Below are 15,170 nucleotides of genomic sequence, written 5' to 3' on the forward strand. Positions count from 1 at the left end.
TCCAGCATATCCCGTGAGAAAGCTATGACGCAGGCATTCCGCAGCGAGCCGCAGGCAGGCGGCGCAGACGCGACGCTGAGCGACTCGTTTGTCGCGCTGGGGCGCGCCGCGCGCGCAGCGGCGCGGGCGGTGGCGCTCGCCTCCACCGACGCCAAGAACAAGGCGTTGCGCACAGCGGCCGGCGAAATTCGCCGCCAGAGCAACGCCATACTGGCCGCCAATGCGCTCGACGTCGCTGACGCCAAGGCGCGCGGAACGGCGGCGTCTTTCCTCGATCGGCTGACGCTCGATGCCGCCCGCGTCGAGGCGATCGCCCGTGGACTGGAGGAGATCGCCGATCTGCCGGACCCGGTCGGCCGCGTTCTGGCGAGTTTCGATCGCCCGAACGGCCTGAAGATCGAGCGTGTCTCAACGCCGCTTGGCGTCATCGGCGTAATCTATGAAAGCCGGCCCAATGTCACCGCCGACGCCGGCGCTCTGTGTCTGAAGGCCGGCAACGCCGCGATTCTGCGCGGCGGCTCGGAGAGCCTGCGCTCCTCGGCAGCCATTCACGCCTGCCTCGTCGCGGGGCTGAAGGCCGCAGGCCTTCCCGAAGCGGCGATCTCGCTTGTCGCGACCGCGGACCGCGCCGCCGTTGGCGCGATGCTCGCGGGCCTCGACGGCAATATCGACGTGATCGTGCCGCGCGGCGGCAAGAGTCTCGTCGCCCGCGTGCAGCAAGAGGCGCGCGTGCCGGTTTTCGCGCATCTCGAGGGCATCGTGCATGTTTTCGTGCATAAGGACGCCGATCTCGACATGGCGAAACGCGTGTTGCTCAACGCCAAGATGCGGCGCACCGGCATTTGCGGCGCGGCGGAGACGCTGCTCGTCGACAAGGCCTGCGCCGCGACCCACCTTCAGCCGCTCGTTTCGATGCTGATCGATTCAGGCTGCGAAGTGCGCGGCGACCCAGCCTCTCAAGCCGCGGACGCGCGCGTGAGGCCGGCGCGCGAAGACGACTGGCGCGCCGAATATCTCGACGCCATCATCGCAGCGCGGGTCGTCGACGGGTTAGTGGGCGCGATCGATCACATCGAGACTTACGGCTCGCATCACACCGATTGCATTATCACGCGCGACGCCACTGCGGCGCAGCGCTTCATGAACGAGGTTGATTCCGCGATCGTGCTGCACAACGCCTCGACGCAATTCGCCGACGGCGGCGAGTTCGGCTTTGGCGCCGAGATCGGCATCGCCACGGGCCGTATGCATGCGCGCGGACCCGTCGGCGTCGAACAGCTGACCTCGTTCAAATATCGCGTCTACGGCGACGGCCAGGTGCGGGGGTGAGTGGCGAAGCCAAATCTGAAGAGTGACTCTGCCGCGAGCGTGCGCAGTTTCTGAAGGCGTTTTGAGCGCCGGTTCGCTTTCCGCTATCGGCATATGACGGTTTCCCACGACTGTTCGATCGGCCGCCGAAGCGCTCTTTCCTCCTGTTTCGCTTGCGCTGGCAATTGAAGCGTATAACGTTATGCGTTATAAATTTTCATGATCAGGAGTTTCGCTGACTCCGAGACTGAATCGATCTGGTCGGGTCATCGCAGCCGCAGGCTGCCGCCTGACATTCAGGCCGTGGCTCTGCGCAAACTGCGCCTGCTCAATCAAGCGCGCATATTGAACGATTTGCGCGTCCCGCCGGGCAATCGTCTTGAGGCGCTGAAAGGCGATCGGTTCGGCCAGCATTCAATCAGGATCAATGACCAATGGCGCGTCTGTTTTATCTGGATCGAGGGAGGGCCGTCCGATGTCACGATCGTCGACTACCATGACTGAGCTGTTGCCCAACCCGACCCCGGGCGAAATTCTTGCCGAGGAATTTTTGAAGCCGATGGGACTGAGCCAGAATGCGCTCGCGCGCGCCATTCGCGTGCCGCCCCGCCGCATCAATGAGATCGTTCTTGGCAGGCGCGCGATCACCGCCGACACGGATTTGCGTCTGGCGCGATATTTCAGGATTTCGGAAGGCTTCTTTCTCGGGCTGCAGGCGGACTATGACCTTATGGCCCGGCGCCGGCAGATCGGCTCCGAGCTCGGCGCGATCGAGCCGCGCGCCGCCTGAGAACGCTTGATCTAACCCAAGCTTGCGCCGCATATCGGCTCGATGACTTCCACCCCCGTCCGTCTCCCGCCTCACGCGCCCGGCATGCGCATCGGTCTCTTTGGCGGCTCGTTCGATCCGCCGCATGAGGGCCATGCGCTGGTCTCGCGCGTGGCGCTGACGCGCCTGAAGCTCGATCGGCTGTGGTGGATCGTCTCGCCCGGCAATCCGCTCAAGGACGCAAGCGAACTGCCGTCGATTGACGCGCGAATAGCGGCGGCGAAAAAAATCCTGCGCGATCCGCGAGTCGCATTCACCGGATTCGAGGCTGAGATCGGCGCACGCTACACTTGCGACACGCTCGAATTCCTGCACGCGCATTGTCCGGGCGTGCGCTTCGTCTGGATCATGGGCGCGGATAATCTATTGCAGTTTCATCGCTGGCGGCGATGGAAGGACATTGCGCGGACGACGCCGATCGCTGTCATCGACCGGCCGGGCGCGACGCTCAAAGCCGCCAACGCAAAGGCGGCGGTCTTCTTTGAGCGCGCGCGGCTGTCCGAGCACGACGCCGGTATCCTCGCCGTGACGCCCCCGCCGGCTATCGTCTACCTGCACGGGCCGAGACTCGAGCATTCGTCGACAGAACTGCGCGCAGGAACGCGTTCATAACCGCGCTCCGGTTTCTTGATTTGACGCAATTTCGGACGCTCCGGCTTCGCCTTCGGCGGAGAATGCTTCCTTATTTGCGCTCGAAGAGCGGCAATATCCAGCGCTTATAGGCCCAGAAGCTCAGAGGAATGCCGACGAAGATCGCGACCCACATCAGAGCCGAATTGTCCGTGCTGTGCTCGTAAAAGCCGCCGCCTTCGGTCACGGACTGCGTATAGGGATTGCGCACGAAGAGCGTAATGGCGAATGAGCCGATGACGATCAGCGCGGTCGCGATGTAGAGGCTGCGTGGAATTACGAACTTGGGCAGCTGCGGCTGCGTCGGCCTATCGGGCATTGGCGCCGGGGTTTCCTGCGGCGGCGTGCCCTTGTCTTGCGGTTCTTCGGTCATGGCGCTTCTCTCCCAAATCTATCCTTGGCTCCAATATAGGGCTGCCCTAGGTCGCTGCGCCATAGACGTCATAGGCCTCCGAGCGTTCAATTTTCGCCGTGACAATGTCACCCACGCGCAGCGGGCGCCGCGACGCGACAAAGGCCGCGCCGTCGATCTGCGGCGCGTCGGCCTTGGTGCGGCCCTTGGCAAGCGCGCCAGAAGGTCCGCCGCCCGGTTCGTCAATGATGATCGAAAGACGCTTGCCGATCTTGCGCTTCATCAGCCGCGCGCTGATCGCGTGCTGTTTCTCCATGAAGCGCTTCCAGCGCGTCTCCTTCACGTCGTCGGGGACGGCAGGTAGGCCAAGCGCCTCGGCCGGCGCGCCGGCGACAGGCTCATATTTGAAGGCGCCCGCGCGGTCGATCTCGGCCTCCTCCAGCCAATCCAAGAGATAGTCGAAATCCGCGTCAGTCTCGCCGGGAAAGCCGACGATGAACGTCGATCGCAGCGCGAGGTCGGGACACGCCTCGCGCCAAGCGAGAATGCGCGCCAGGGTCTTCTCCTCATTCGCGGGGCGTTTCATGGCCTTCAGCACGTTCGGCGCGGCGTGCTGAAAAGGAATGTCGAGATAGGGAAGGATTTTCCCCTCCGCCATCAATGGCATCACCTCGTCGACATGAGGATAGGGATAGACGTAGTGCAGGCGGACCCAAAGGCCGAGATCGCCAAGTTCGCGCGCAAGATCGAGAAAGCGCGCGCGCACGCTACGGTCGCCGAACATGCTCTCGGCGTAGCGAATGTCGCGGCCGTAGGCGCTCGTGTCCTGCGAAATGACGAGCAGCTCCTTGACGCCGGCGCGTGCGAGCTTCTCCGCTTCGCGCAGCACGTCGGCGGCCGGCCGCGAGACGAGCGGCCCGCGCAAATGCGGGATGATGCAGAAGGAGCAGCTGTTGTCGCAGCCTTCCGAGATTTTCAGATAGGCGTAGTGGCGCGGCGTGAGCTTCACGCCCTGTTCGGGAAGAAGATCGACAAACGGGTCATGCGCGGGCGCGGCCGCCCGATGTACGGCGTCGAGGACGCTCTCATATTGCTGCGGGCCGGTGATCGCCAGCACTTGCGGGAAGCGCGTCGTAATCGCTTCGGGCTCGGCGCCCATGCAGCCGGTGACGATCACCTTGCCGTTTTCGTTCAGCGCAGCGCCGATCGCTTCGAGCGACTCCGCCTTGGCGCTATCGAGGAAGCCGCATGTGTTGACGATGACGACGTCGGCCCCGGCGTGGCTGCGAGACAGCTCGTAGCCTTCGGCGCGCAGCCGCGTGATGATCCGTTCGCTATCGACGAGGGCCTTCGGACAGCCGAGCGAGACGAAGGAGACGCGCGGGCCGGCGCTCAGCGGCCTCTGTTGTTCCTGCATGGCGCCCCTTGCCATGCGGCGGCGGACTTTGCAATCGCGGGCTCGGCGTTACGCCGTCAGTGCGCCAATGAGAGCGAAGAGCGCGGCGGCGGCAAAGATGATAGCGTGGACCGTAAACGCAACTCCGACGAGCCCCGAATTGGTCTAGTTGCGCGCGATATAAGAAAGAGTTGAGGGCCTTGTTCTGGGAGAGTTTTCGGCGCTGGCGCAAAAAAGCCAATAAGTCAGCGACGATGAGCGCCCTTGCCGGAGTTCAAAAAAGAAAAATTTGCGCTCGGCCTGAGCCGCTCTTAATGAATAGCGCCTCGCTACGAGCTTCAGCCACGCCGTCTCAGAAGGAAGCGCCACGTCTTGACGAATTCCATAGTTCTCGGAACTGGGTCTTATGCGCCGCAGCGCGTCATCTCCAATGCCGACCTCGAGAAAATCGTCAGGACGAACAATGAGTGGATCGTCAGCCGCACCGGCATCAAAGAGCGCCGAGTGGCCGCAGAAGATGAGGCCACATCGGATCTGGCGGCGGCCGCAGGGCGCGAGGCGCTGCAGTTCGCTGGCGTAAAGCCGGACGACGTCGACATGATCGTCGTGTGCACGGTGACAGGCGATGCGCCGACGCCGTCCTGCGCGTCGTTTGTTCAGGCGCAGCTCGGCGCGAAGAACGCTTTCGCTTTCGACGTCGGCGCGGCCTGCGCCGGCTCTCTTTACGGTCTGTCCATCGCCGACCAGTTCATCAGAACCGGCAAGGTGAAGCGCGCGCTGGTGATTGGCGCCGAGACTCTCAGCCGTTTCGTCGATTGGACCAATCGCGAGACATGCGTGCTGTTTGGCGACGCCGCTGGCGCAATTTTGCTCGGCGCCAGCGAAGAGGAAGGGCGCGGCCTGCTCGCCGCGAGCCTGCGCACGGACGGTTCAATGACGGGCATTCTCGGCATCTATGGCGGCGGCAGCCGCCGCCCGCCATCTGCCGAAATGCTCGAAGAAAAGGCCGGCAAAATCAAGATGCGCGGGCGCGAGGTCTATAGGGTGGCGACGCGGCTGTTGCCTGAAGTGGTCGGCGACACGCTCGAAGCCGCCGGTCTGACCGCAGCCGACGTCGATCACGTGATCGCCCACCAGGCCAACAAGCGCATCATCGAGTCCGCGATGCAGAATCTCGGCGTTCCGTTCGAGAAATGCTGGATCAACATTGACCGCTACGGCAATACGTCGAGCGCCTCGATGCCGATCACGCTCGATGAGGCCAATCGCGCCGGAAAGCTGAAAAAGGGCGACGTCATCGCGATGATGGCGATCGGCGCGGGAATGACCTGGGGCGGCGCAGTGCTGCGCTGGTAGGCGCTTCCTTTCGCGGCCCGTCCAACTCCAAACTTCACTGACGCCAAACAGGCCAGCTCGACGCCGGCTTTTTCGCCTTGCCCCATAAGTCTACTCATGCTAGCGTTTTTATAGACTATTGGAGAGGCGTCACCATGAGCGAGAATTTGCAGAAGAGTCTGGGTCTGGGGATTTTAGGGGGCTTGGTTGCGCTTACGATGCTGGCGAGCGCGCATTCTCAAGCGGGGCAGACGTTCCTGAACGTCTCATATGACCCGACGCGCGAACTCTACAAGGCGATCAACCCCGCTTTCGCGGCGGACTGGAAAGCCCGGACCGGCGAAACAATCGAGCTTCAGGCGTCGCATGGCGGCTCTGGCGCGCAGGCGCGCGGCGTGATCGAGGGGCTGAACGCTGATGTCGTGACGCTGGCGCTCGCGGCCGACATCGACGCGATCGCCAGCAAGAGCGGCAAAATTCCGGTCGATTGGCAAAAGCGCCGACCGAATAACTCGTCGCCCTATACGTCGACGATCGTGTTTCTCGTCCGCAAGGGCAATCCGAAAGCCGTCAAGGATTGGGACGATCTGGCAAAGCCCGGCGTCGCCGTGATCACGCCCAACCCCAAGACGTCCGGCGGCGCGCGTTGGAATTATCTCGCGGCCTGGGGCTATGGGCTGAAGAAGTTCGGCGGCGACGAAGCCAAGACCAAAGATTTCGTCAAGGCGATCTACAAGAACGCCCCGGTCATGGACACGGGCGCGCGAGGCTCGACGATCACTTTCGCCCAGCGCGGCATCGGCGACGTGCTCCTTGCTTGGGAGAACGAAGCCTTCCTTGCGCTGAAGGAATTCGGCGCTGACAAGTTCGAGATCGTGACGCCGCCGCAGTCCATTCTGGCCGAGCCGCCGGTCGCGGTCGTCGACGCCAACGCCGACGCCAAAGGCAACAGGCAGCTCGCGGAAGCCTATCTCGACTTCCTCTATTCGCCGCCGGCGCAGGCGATCATTGCGCGCAATTTCTATCGTCCCGTTCATCCCGAATATGCGGCGAAGGACGACGTAAAGAAATTCGCCAAGATCGATTTCATCACCGTCGATAAAAGTTTCGGCGGCTGGGCGGCGGCGCAAAAGAAGCATTTCGCCGACGGCGGCATTTTCGACGAGATTCAGAAACAAGAGCTGACAAGGTGACCTCCCCGAGCCTTGTCGGCAAAAACGCTCGGCGCTTCACAGCGCCGAGCGTCATTCCAGGCTTCGGCCTGACCTTCGGCTATACGCTGATCTATCTTGGCCTCATTGTCCTCTTTCCGCTCGCGACGCTCATCTGGCAGTCATCGGGACTGGGATTCTCCGGCCTCTATGAGATCGCCTCGGAGCCGCGCGTCGCCGCGTCGCTGCGCACGACGTTCTTCATTTCCTTCGCCGCGGCGGTCGTCGACCTGTTCTTTGGCCTCATCGTCGCCTGGGTGCTCACAAGATACGATTTTCCCGGCCGTCGACTGCTCGATGCATTCGTCGATCTGCCCTTCGCGCTGCCGACGGCCGTGGCCGGCATCTCGCTTGCGGCGCTCTATTCGCCGAATGGCTGGTTTGGCGCGCCGCTCGCCGATTACGATATCAAGATCGCCTTCACCCGCTGGGGCATTCTGGTCGCGCTCATCTTCATCGGTCTGCCGTTCGTCGTGCGCACCGTGCAACCGATTATTTCGGAACTTGAAGCGGAGCTGGAGGAGGCCTCCGCCACTCTTGGCGCGGGCAGGCTGCAAACCGTCATCCGTGTGATGCTGCCGCCCCTGGCGCCGGCGCTGCTCACCGGCTTCGCGCTCGCCTTCGCCAGATCCATTGGCGAATATGGGTCGGTGATCTTCATCGCCGGCAATATCGCTTACGTCTCCGAGATCGCGCCGCTGCTCATCGTCGTGAAGCTAGAACAATATGATGTCCCGGGCGCGACCGGAATCGCGACGATCATGCTGGCGATTTCCTTTGCCGCGCTGCTTCTTATCAATCTGGTCCAGGCATGGAGCCGCAGGAGATTCGGCCATGTCTGAGATCGCGATCACGTCCAGCGGCCGCGATCGCGGCGTCAAATTCCGGCCGGTCACGCACGACTCGGCGTTTGCGCGCTACGCGCTTATTGCGACCGCGGTGCTGTTTCTCGCCATCTTTCTTTTGGCGCCGCTTGCAATCGTCTTCGTTGAAGCCTTCAGCAAAGGGATCGGACCCTTTCTTGCGGCGTTTGACGATCCAGACGCGCGCGCCGCGATCCGTCTGACGCTTCTTGTCGCGGCGATCGCTGTGCCGGCCAATCTTGTGTTCGGACTCGCAGCGTCCTGGTCGATCGCCAAATTTTCCTTTCCCGGCAAGAGCGTTCTCATCACGCTGATTGATCTTCCGTTCTCCGTATCGCCGGTCGTCGCCGGCCTCGTCTATGTGCTGGTGTTTGGCGGCCAGGGCCTCTTCGGCCCATGGCTCGCCGCTCACGGCGTGCAGATCATTTTTGCCGTGCCCGGCATCGTGCTGGCGACCATCTTCGTCACCTTTCCTTTCGTTGCGCGCGAACTCATTCCGTTGATGGAGGAGCAGGGCAAGATTGAGGAGGAAGCGGCGCTCACGCTCGGCGCCTCCGGCTTCAAGACTTTTCTGACCGTGACGCTGCCCAACATCAAATGGGGCCTGCTGTACGGCGTGCTGCTGTGTAACGCCCGCGCCATGGGCGAGTTCGGCGCCGTTTCGGTCGTATCGGGCCACATACGCGGCTTGACCAACACAATTCCGCTTCAGGTGGAGATACTCTACAATGAGTACAATAATGTCGCCGCTTTCGCGCTCGCGGTTCTTCTTGCAGGCTTGGCGCTTGTCACACTCGGGCTCAAGACGTTTCTCGAATGGCGGCACGCCGACGCGCTCTCCGGACGCGCTCGCCGCCACTGAAGGAAGTAAGCGCGGAACTTCCATTCGCATCGAGGGAGTCGAGCAGGATTTCGGCGCCTTTCCGGCCTTGCGCGACGTCAGCCTCGACATTCAGCCTGGCGAACTCGTCGCGCTGCTTGGCCCCTCGGGCTCCGGCAAGACGACGTTGCTGCGGGTGATCGCGGGCCTCAATTCTCCCGATCGCGGGCGCGTTCTGTTCGACGGCGAGAACGCGACCAATCTCCCCGTGCAGGACCGCCATGTCGGCATGGTGTTTCAGAACTACGCGCTCTTCAAACATATGACCGTCGCCGACAATATCGTCTACGGTCTGAGAGTTCGCCCCAGACGCACGCGCCCCTCGCGGGCGGCGATCAAGGCGCGCGTCACGGAGCTTCTGCAGTTCGTGCAGCTTGACGGACTTGGCGGCCGCTATCCGTCCCAGCTCTCCGGCGGCCAGCGTCAGCGCGTCGCCCTCGCGCGCGCGCTCGCCATCGAACCGCGCGTGCTGCTGCTCGACGAACCTTTTGGCGCGCTAGACGCGCGCGTGCGCAAGGATTTGCGCCGCTGGCTGCGCGACATCCATAAGCAGACGGGATTGACGACAGTCTTCGTCACGCACGATCAGGATGAAGCGATGGAGCTCGCGGATCGCGTCGTCGTGCTCAACGAAGGCCGCATCGAACAGATCGGCACGCCTGAAGAGCTTTACGACCGCCCGGCTTCGCCCTTTGTCATCTCCTTCGTCGGCGAAGCGGTCGCGTTGCCCGTCACCATCGCCGACGGCCACGTAACATTCGGCGGCCGCGAACTGCACATCGATACCCACGGCTTGCGCAGCGGGCCGGCGAGAGTCTTCTTCCGCCCGGCAGACATCGCCGTCACGGCGGAAGGGAGCGGCGATCTCGAAGGACGCGTCGAGAGCCTGCGACGCACGCCTGCCGGCGTTCGCGCCACGATCGCCATCGACGGCTATGATCAAACGCTCGAAATTGACTCGCCGCTCGACCGTTCGGCTTCGCTCGGCGGCCGCGTCCCGCTTTCGCTCGCGAAAGCCCGCATCTTTCCGGCCGACGAGAATGGCGACTATGTCGACGCCGGAGACGGCATTTGAGCCCCGCGCTTGCTGACGGTATCGATGAAAGGCGCGCGACAAACGACTGGAATTCGGCGCTCTATCTGAAATTCGAAGCGGAGCGCACGCGCGCCGCCCGCGACCTGCTTGCGCACGTGCCTTATTGCGACACGCGAGCGGTTTTTGACCTCGGATGCGGACCTGGAAACAGCACCCGGCTCCTCGCGATGAGCTTTCCCGGCGCTGACATCATCGGAATCGACAAATCCGACAATATGCTCTCGGTCGCTCGCGCGTGCACGCCGACGGCGACGTTTATCAAAGAGGATATCGCGCATTGGCGGCCCTCGGAGCCGGCCGATCTCATCTTCGCCAATGCGGCGCTGCATTTCCTTCCCGATCATCGCGGGTTGATGACCAGGCTTTTGAGTTATTTGCGGCCCGGCGGACGTCTTGCGGTCCAGATGCCGAACAATACGCATGAGCTTTCGCACGCGGCGATGCGCATGGTGGCGGCGGATGGCCCCTGGGCGCCGCGTCTGCTTCCAGTCGCCAAGTCGATCATGACGCTCGGTCCGCTCGAGGAATATTACAATTTGCTCGCGCCGCTCTGCACCACGATCGACATTTGGCAGACAGTCTATGTCCACCCGCTCGACGGCCCTGACGGCGTGGTCGAGTGGTTCGAAGGATCGGGCCTTCGTCCTTTCCTCGACTTGCTCGATGCAAATGAGCGCGTCGAATTTCTTGCGCGATACAGCGGGAAGCTCGCGCAGGCTTATCCGCGGCAACCGGATGGCAAAGTCCTTCTGCGCTATCCGCGCCTCTTCTTCGCCCTGCAGAAATAGGGCGGCGGTCTGGGTCTCTGGTCCGCTATGGCGGCGCCCCAGTCTGACGAACTGTGACATTACGGCAACGACTTCGCTCGACATATCTATTGGTCTACTAAATCTATAGACAAACAGATACGCTTTCGCTTTACTGCCTTTTGCGGCGTGGACGGAGAATCGTTCGCAGAGGGCAATACCCTCGACGGACGAGAGAGAGCTGGAATGTCGAGGCGAAAATTGAAGGCGCGGGCTGCAGTTGCGGCGTTTACTGTGGCTATTTCGCAACAGCGCAAGTCGAAAAATCGAGTTGACTAAAACATCAGCTTAACAGCTCAGCCGTGACGGCATACCGATATGTATACGGTTTACATATCGGTCCGTCGCTCAGAGCGCGCCAACCGGAGTTGGGTTAAGCGATACGGGACAAAAGTCGATGGCGACAAGCAAAAACAGAAAGAAGTTAAGGTTAGCCGCATTTGGCGCCGTTGTCGGCGCTGCCCTTAGCGTTCCCGAAATAGCGGGCGCCGAAGACAAAGCGCCCTCTAAGGAAGTTTCGGGAAACGGGGGTCAGTCGGGGGGCGGCGCAAAAACCGCCGCGCCGGAAAAAGGGTCAGTGAAGACGAAGACCGATGGCACAGGTGTCGCTGCTCGTCCCGCGGCGCCAGCGGCGCCGCTGGTGAAGAAGAGCTACTACGTGCCGACCCGCGGCTATCGTTTGGAGCCGCAGCCCGATATTCCGCCTTATGTGCGCAATCTGGCTAAGACCTACAAGGAATTCGAAGGCGTCGACTGGCTGAACGTCGGTCTCGACTCGCGCGTGCGTTTTGAATATCGCAAGGACGACTATCGACCTTGGACGAACACGACGACCAATCCGCCGACGTCGCAGCGCAAATATTTTCCCAATTCGCTATGGCTGTCGCGCACACGGGCCTATCTGGGCGTGCAGAACATCCTCGATCCCTTTCGATTCGCCGTCGAATTTCAGGACTCGCGCGCCTACAACAGCATCTATGAATATCAGGGCCAGGAGATTAACCAGACGGAGCTTATTTCCGGCTATGGCGAACTTTATTTCAAGGACGCCTTCGGCAAGGACGATCTCGGCAATGATCGGCCGCTGACCCTGCGTGCCGGACGCTTCCACTTCGAGCTGCTCGACAGACGATTGATCGCCGAGAATGAGTTCCGCAACACGACGAACAACTTTGACGGCTTCCGGATCAAAATCGGCAAGAAGGATAATGACTGGGACATTGACAGTTTCCTGATGCGGCCGGTTATTCGTTATCCATATCAGTTCGACCGACCTGATTGGCAGAACTGGATCTACGGCGGCGTGTTCAGCATCCGGCGCTGGTCGGAATATGCGACGATCCAGCCTTATTTTCTAGGCCGTAAGCAATATGGAGATCCGCTCAACGTCTCGAACGCGCTGAAGTTTCATCGCAACACTTATGCGCCCGGCATACGCGTCTATGGCGTGATCAACGACTTCGATTACGACTTCGACATCAACAAGCAGTTCGGCGAAACGGGCGAATTCCGCGATCTCGGCGCGCGTCGCAACGCCATTCAAACGACCGTCCAGCACGACGCCATCGCCTATGCATTCGAGGCTGGCTACACATTTTCGGAGCACCCGTGGAAGCCGCGGATCAGCGCCAACTACGCGTATGGCACAGGTAACAAGAGTCCATACGACAGCGCCAATCAGACCTTCGATATCTTCTATGGCTTCAACCAGCCGTTCTCACGCAACGACTATATCGCCTGGAATAACATCAAGGCGCCCAAGGCGCGCTTGGAATTTTCGCCTTTCAAAGATCTCCGGATCGATACGGCGTTCAGCGCCTATTGGCTGGCGAGCGCGGCGGCGGCCTGGGACCGCGCCAATCTCTTTGCGCCGCTCGGCAACAGAGGCACATTCATCGGCACGGAATATGATCTACGCATTCGCTACAAACTCAATCAGTTCATCAATTTGACGGCGAGCTACGCGCGGTTCTGGCCGGGCTCCTTTACCTCGAGCTTCGCGCCGCCGGTCGCGTTGCAGCCGTTCTTCCCGCAATCTTTTTCTGGACAGAGCACGACCACGAATGGTCTGACCGGGCGCCCGACCGACTTCTTCTATTTGGAAGTCTCAGCCAACGCCTTTGGCGACGGCAATCCGATCACAAAGCCGCCGGGCTCAGATTTTCTCGCTCTCTTCTCGCCTGAGGGGCCTCCCCCGCCGCCTGCGCCGCCGCCAAGCTGGTCTGACGTCTACGTCGGCCTCAATGGCGGTGGGGCGTGGTCGAGCCCGCGGTCGTTCGTACAGCCCTGGCCCTTCGGCGCAGCCGCCGCGAGTCCAGCCGTGGCCACAAGCGCGACGCCGATCGACCAGACGAACCATCTCGCCGGCTTCATCGGCGGTTTCCAGATCGGCGCCAATTGGAAGTTCGCCGACAGCTTCTTGGCCGGCGCCGAGGCGGATTTGCACGGCGTTTCCGGCAACACCGACACGCGGTGGCAAGCGACCCTGGCGCAGGGGGGCGGCAATAGTTTCGTCACTTATGCGCAGCGCACCGCGACCCTCAATTATTTGGGAACGATCCGCGCCCGATTGGGCTATCTCGTCACCCCGACGCTCGCCCTCTATGGCACGGGCGGCATGGCCTATGGCGGCGTCGTCTCCAACGCCGCGATCTTCACCCGAAGAATTGGCGGGACGAACCAAACGCTCGTCAATCCCGTCTATCAGGACAGCTTGATCGGCTGGACGGCGGGCGGCGGCGCTGAATGGATGTTCACGCCCGATTGGAGCGTCAAGGTCGATTATCTTCGCTACGATCTCGGCAATGCGACCGCTTCCGCCTTCGCGGCGCAGTCGAACGGCTTTTACGCTTACGGCGCGTCAAGCTCGACGCGCTTCAATGGCAACCTCATCCACGCCGGCGTCAACCGCCACTTCGATCTCATCAGCATCGCAGAAGCGAAATAGGCTCAAGCTGAATTGCGAGGCGCTGCGTCAGTTAAGGCAGCGCCAGTGCGCGACTGAAGTGCGCTTACAGGGCCGCTTCAGTCGCGCTCTCGCCTTCGATTTCGCTCGGCCGGGAACGGCGATCGCGCTGCACGGTTCAACACTGCGCCAGCCATGGTGGAAGAAATGCGTCGCATCGGCGAAGAAGAACTTGCGCGCCCGGCAGTGTCGTTCTGGCGGTCCGGCATGACGCACGAGCTGTGCATTTTGTTCATACCTAGGAACATTTCTCAAGTTCCAGAGTTTTCCTTCAGCCTCTGACGGGCCTGTCCGCCGCCGCTGCGTGTCGGCGAAGATTGCGTGCGCGTCGCCAAGCGAAAGCCGAGCAAGCTGGCGCGGGTTGAAATTTTGTGTCGCCCCTCGCCACGTCTTTTGGTGAAAGGATTGACCGATGGCTCCAGACCCCAATCCAGTTCCCAAAGGACAAGAGCGGCCTCCATCCACAATCGAAGAGCTTGATGTGCTCTGGCTTACGGCGGGGCTGAGTTGCGACGGCGACTCGGTCTCAATCACCGCTGCGAGCGAACCGAGCATAGAAGACGTCATTCTCGGAGCGATCCCAGGCCTACCGAAGGTGCGCTTGCACAATGCAGTGCTCTCCTACGAAGTGGGCGATGATTTCATGAAGGCCTTCCATCAAGGCGCGCGGGGCGAACTCGAAAACTTCGTCCTTGTGGTCGAAGGCTCCATCCCGAACGAGAAGCTCAGCGGCGATGGCTATTGGGCCGCGATCGGCACGGATGCGGCGACCGGACAGCCAATCAGAACCACCGAATGGATTGATCGTTTGGCGCCAAAGGCGCTCGCCGTAATCGGCGCCGGAACATGCGCGACATTTGGCGGCATCCACGCGATGAAAGGCAATCCAACCGGTTGCATGGGCCTTCAGGACTATCTTGGCGCCGAGTGGAAATCGAAGGCCGGGTTGCCGATCGTCAATGTCCCGGGCTGTCCTGTGCAGCCCGACAATTTCATGGAGACATTCCTCTACCTGCTGCGCCAGCTCGCTGGTCTGGCGCCGATGATTCCTGTCGACCGACACGGCCGCCCGCGCTGGCTGTTTGGTCCCACCGTTCATGAGGGATGTGACCGCGCCGCTTATTACGAAGAGGCCGATTTCGCGCAAGAGTATGGCTCGCGGAAGTGCCTGGTGAAGATCGGCTGCTGGGGACCGGTTGTTCAGTGCAATGTGCCCAAGCGCGGTTGGATCGCGGGTCTCGGCGGCTGTCCAAATGTCGGCGGCATCTGCATCGGCTGCACTATGCCGGGCTTTCCCGACAAGTTCATGCCGTTCATGGACGAACCGCCCGGCGCCCGCATCTCATCGGTTCTCATCAAGCCTTACGGCGTGCTGATCCGCAATTTGCGGAAAATCACCAATCACACGCTCAACAAGGAGCCGAAGTGGCGCAACAGGGAGCCGACCTACACCACCGGGTACGATCCTGATCAGCCGAACAAAACTCATCCACTCTAAA

Annotated in this window: 14 protein-coding genes; 12 read left to right on the plus strand and 2 right to left on the minus strand. The window is 61.7% G+C overall.

What is annotated here, in order from left to right; genetic code table 11:
- Window positions 1-24: 24 nt before the first annotated feature.
- The 4 genes from HUN39_RS00470 (at window position 25) to HUN39_RS00485 (ending at window position 2,749) form a co-directional block, all read left to right on the plus strand.
- Window positions 25-1,329: a glutamate-5-semialdehyde dehydrogenase gene (locus HUN39_RS00470; protein ID WP_232365829.1), complete on the plus strand. Its 1,305-nt coding sequence runs from the start codon at window positions 25-27 to the stop codon at window positions 1,327-1,329.
- 198 nt (window positions 1,330-1,527) lie between these two features.
- Complete coding sequence (locus HUN39_RS00475) at window positions 1,528-1,812, plus strand: type II toxin-antitoxin system RelE/ParE family toxin (RefSeq protein WP_018409063.1); 285 nt, start codon at window positions 1,528-1,530, stop codon at window positions 1,810-1,812.
- Window positions 1,784-2,098, plus strand: coding sequence for a HigA family addiction module antitoxin (locus tag HUN39_RS00480; protein ID WP_175092564.1), 315 nt, complete (start codon window positions 1,784-1,786; stop codon window positions 2,096-2,098). The genes HUN39_RS00475 and HUN39_RS00480 overlap by 29 nt, the downstream gene beginning before the upstream one ends.
- An 84-nt stretch (window positions 2,099-2,182) precedes the next feature.
- The gene (locus HUN39_RS00485; RefSeq protein WP_175092565.1) at window positions 2,183-2,749 is read left to right on the plus strand and encodes a nicotinate-nucleotide adenylyltransferase; all 567 of its coding nucleotides are present in this window, start codon (window positions 2,183-2,185) and stop codon (window positions 2,747-2,749) included.
- 70 nt (window positions 2,750-2,819) lie between these two features.
- Here the strand turns inward: HUN39_RS00485 and HUN39_RS00490 are convergent, their stop codons facing one another.
- Both HUN39_RS00490 and rimO read right to left on the minus strand, forming a co-directional pair.
- Window positions 2,820-3,140 (minus strand): hypothetical protein, encoded by a 321-nt coding sequence (locus HUN39_RS00490; protein ID WP_018409060.1) that lies wholly within the window; start codon window positions 3,138-3,140, stop codon window positions 2,820-2,822.
- A 46-nt stretch (window positions 3,141-3,186) separates the two neighbouring features.
- Window positions 3,187-4,536 (minus strand): 30S ribosomal protein S12 methylthiotransferase RimO, encoded by a 1,350-nt coding sequence (gene rimO, locus HUN39_RS00495; RefSeq protein WP_175092566.1) that lies wholly within the window; start codon window positions 4,534-4,536, stop codon window positions 3,187-3,189.
- Between the two features lie 351 nt (window positions 4,537-4,887).
- Between rimO and HUN39_RS00500 the strand changes: the two genes are divergently transcribed.
- The 8 genes from HUN39_RS00500 (at window position 4,888) to HUN39_RS00535 (ending at window position 15,169) form a co-directional block, all read left to right on the plus strand.
- Window positions 4,888-5,871, plus strand: a complete 984-nt coding sequence (locus HUN39_RS00500) for a beta-ketoacyl-ACP synthase III (RefSeq protein ID WP_175092567.1) — start codon at window positions 4,888-4,890, stop codon at window positions 5,869-5,871.
- A gap of 197 nt (window positions 5,872-6,068) precedes the next feature.
- Entirely contained in the window at window positions 6,069-7,043 is a 975-nt protein-coding gene (locus HUN39_RS00505; protein WP_269750289.1) for a sulfate ABC transporter substrate-binding protein, read from the plus strand.
- A complete protein-coding gene (gene cysT / locus HUN39_RS00510; protein ID WP_175092569.1) occupies window positions 7,040-7,903 on the plus strand; it encodes a sulfate ABC transporter permease subunit CysT in 864 nt (287 codons plus the stop codon). Before HUN39_RS00505 ends, cysT begins: the two co-directional genes overlap by 4 nt.
- Window positions 7,896-8,786 (plus strand): sulfate ABC transporter permease subunit CysW, encoded by an 891-nt coding sequence (cysW, locus tag HUN39_RS00515; RefSeq protein ID WP_175092570.1) that lies wholly within the window; start codon window positions 7,896-7,898, stop codon window positions 8,784-8,786. The genes cysT and cysW overlap by 8 nt, the downstream gene beginning before the upstream one ends.
- A 22-nt stretch (window positions 8,787-8,808) precedes the next feature.
- Window positions 8,809-9,879 carry a sulfate/molybdate ABC transporter ATP-binding protein gene (locus tag HUN39_RS00520; protein ID WP_175092808.1) on the plus strand — a complete coding sequence of 357 codons (1,071 nt, stop codon included), beginning with the start codon at window positions 8,809-8,811 and terminating at the stop codon, window positions 9,877-9,879.
- A complete protein-coding gene (tam, locus tag HUN39_RS00525) occupies window positions 9,876-10,688 on the plus strand; it encodes a trans-aconitate 2-methyltransferase (RefSeq protein ID WP_175092571.1) in 813 nt (270 codons plus the stop codon). Before HUN39_RS00520 ends, tam begins: the two co-directional genes overlap by 4 nt.
- Before the next feature lie 595 nt (window positions 10,689-11,283).
- The gene (locus tag HUN39_RS00530) at window positions 11,284-13,653 is read left to right on the plus strand and encodes an alginate export family protein (RefSeq protein WP_332310697.1); all 2,370 of its coding nucleotides are present in this window, start codon (window positions 11,284-11,286) and stop codon (window positions 13,651-13,653) included.
- A 430-nt stretch (window positions 13,654-14,083) separates the two neighbouring features.
- On the plus strand, window positions 14,084-15,169 hold the full coding sequence (locus HUN39_RS00535) for an NADH-quinone oxidoreductase subunit B family protein (RefSeq protein WP_175092573.1): 1,086 nt from the start codon (window positions 14,084-14,086) through the stop codon (window positions 15,167-15,169).
- Window position 15,170 lies beyond the last annotated feature (1 nt).

It is taken from the genome of Methylocystis silviterrae (assembly GCF_013350005.1).
GTDB lineage: Bacteria > Pseudomonadota > Alphaproteobacteria > Rhizobiales > Beijerinckiaceae > Methylocystis > Methylocystis silviterrae.

Bases quoted from the DNA above. Each gene is read 5' to 3' on its own strand.
- HUN39_RS00480 (WP_175092564.1), top strand. From the start codon at position 1,784: ATGTCACGATCGTCGACTACCATGACTGAGCTGTTGCCCAACCCGACC.
- HUN39_RS00505 (WP_269750289.1), top strand. From the start codon at position 6,069: ATGCTGGCGAGCGCGCATTCTCAAGCGGGGCAGACGTTCCTGAACGTC.
- HUN39_RS00490 (WP_018409060.1), bottom strand. From the start codon at position 3,140: ATGACCGAAGAACCGCAAGACAAGGGCACGCCGCCGCAGGAAACCCCG.
- HUN39_RS00485 (WP_175092565.1), top strand. From the start codon at position 2,183: ATGCGCATCGGTCTCTTTGGCGGCTCGTTCGATCCGCCGCATGAGGGC.
- cysW (WP_175092570.1), top strand. From the start codon at position 7,896: ATGTCTGAGATCGCGATCACGTCCAGCGGCCGCGATCGCGGCGTCAAA.
- rimO (WP_175092566.1), bottom strand. From the start codon at position 4,536: ATGCAGGAACAACAGAGGCCGCTGAGCGCCGGCCCGCGCGTCTCCTTC.
- HUN39_RS00475 (WP_018409063.1), top strand. From the start codon at position 1,528: ATGATCAGGAGTTTCGCTGACTCCGAGACTGAATCGATCTGGTCGGGT.
- HUN39_RS00470 (WP_232365829.1), top strand. From the start codon at position 25: ATGACGCAGGCATTCCGCAGCGAGCCGCAGGCAGGCGGCGCAGACGCG.
- HUN39_RS00535 (WP_175092573.1), top strand. From the start codon at position 14,084: ATGGCTCCAGACCCCAATCCAGTTCCCAAAGGACAAGAGCGGCCTCCA.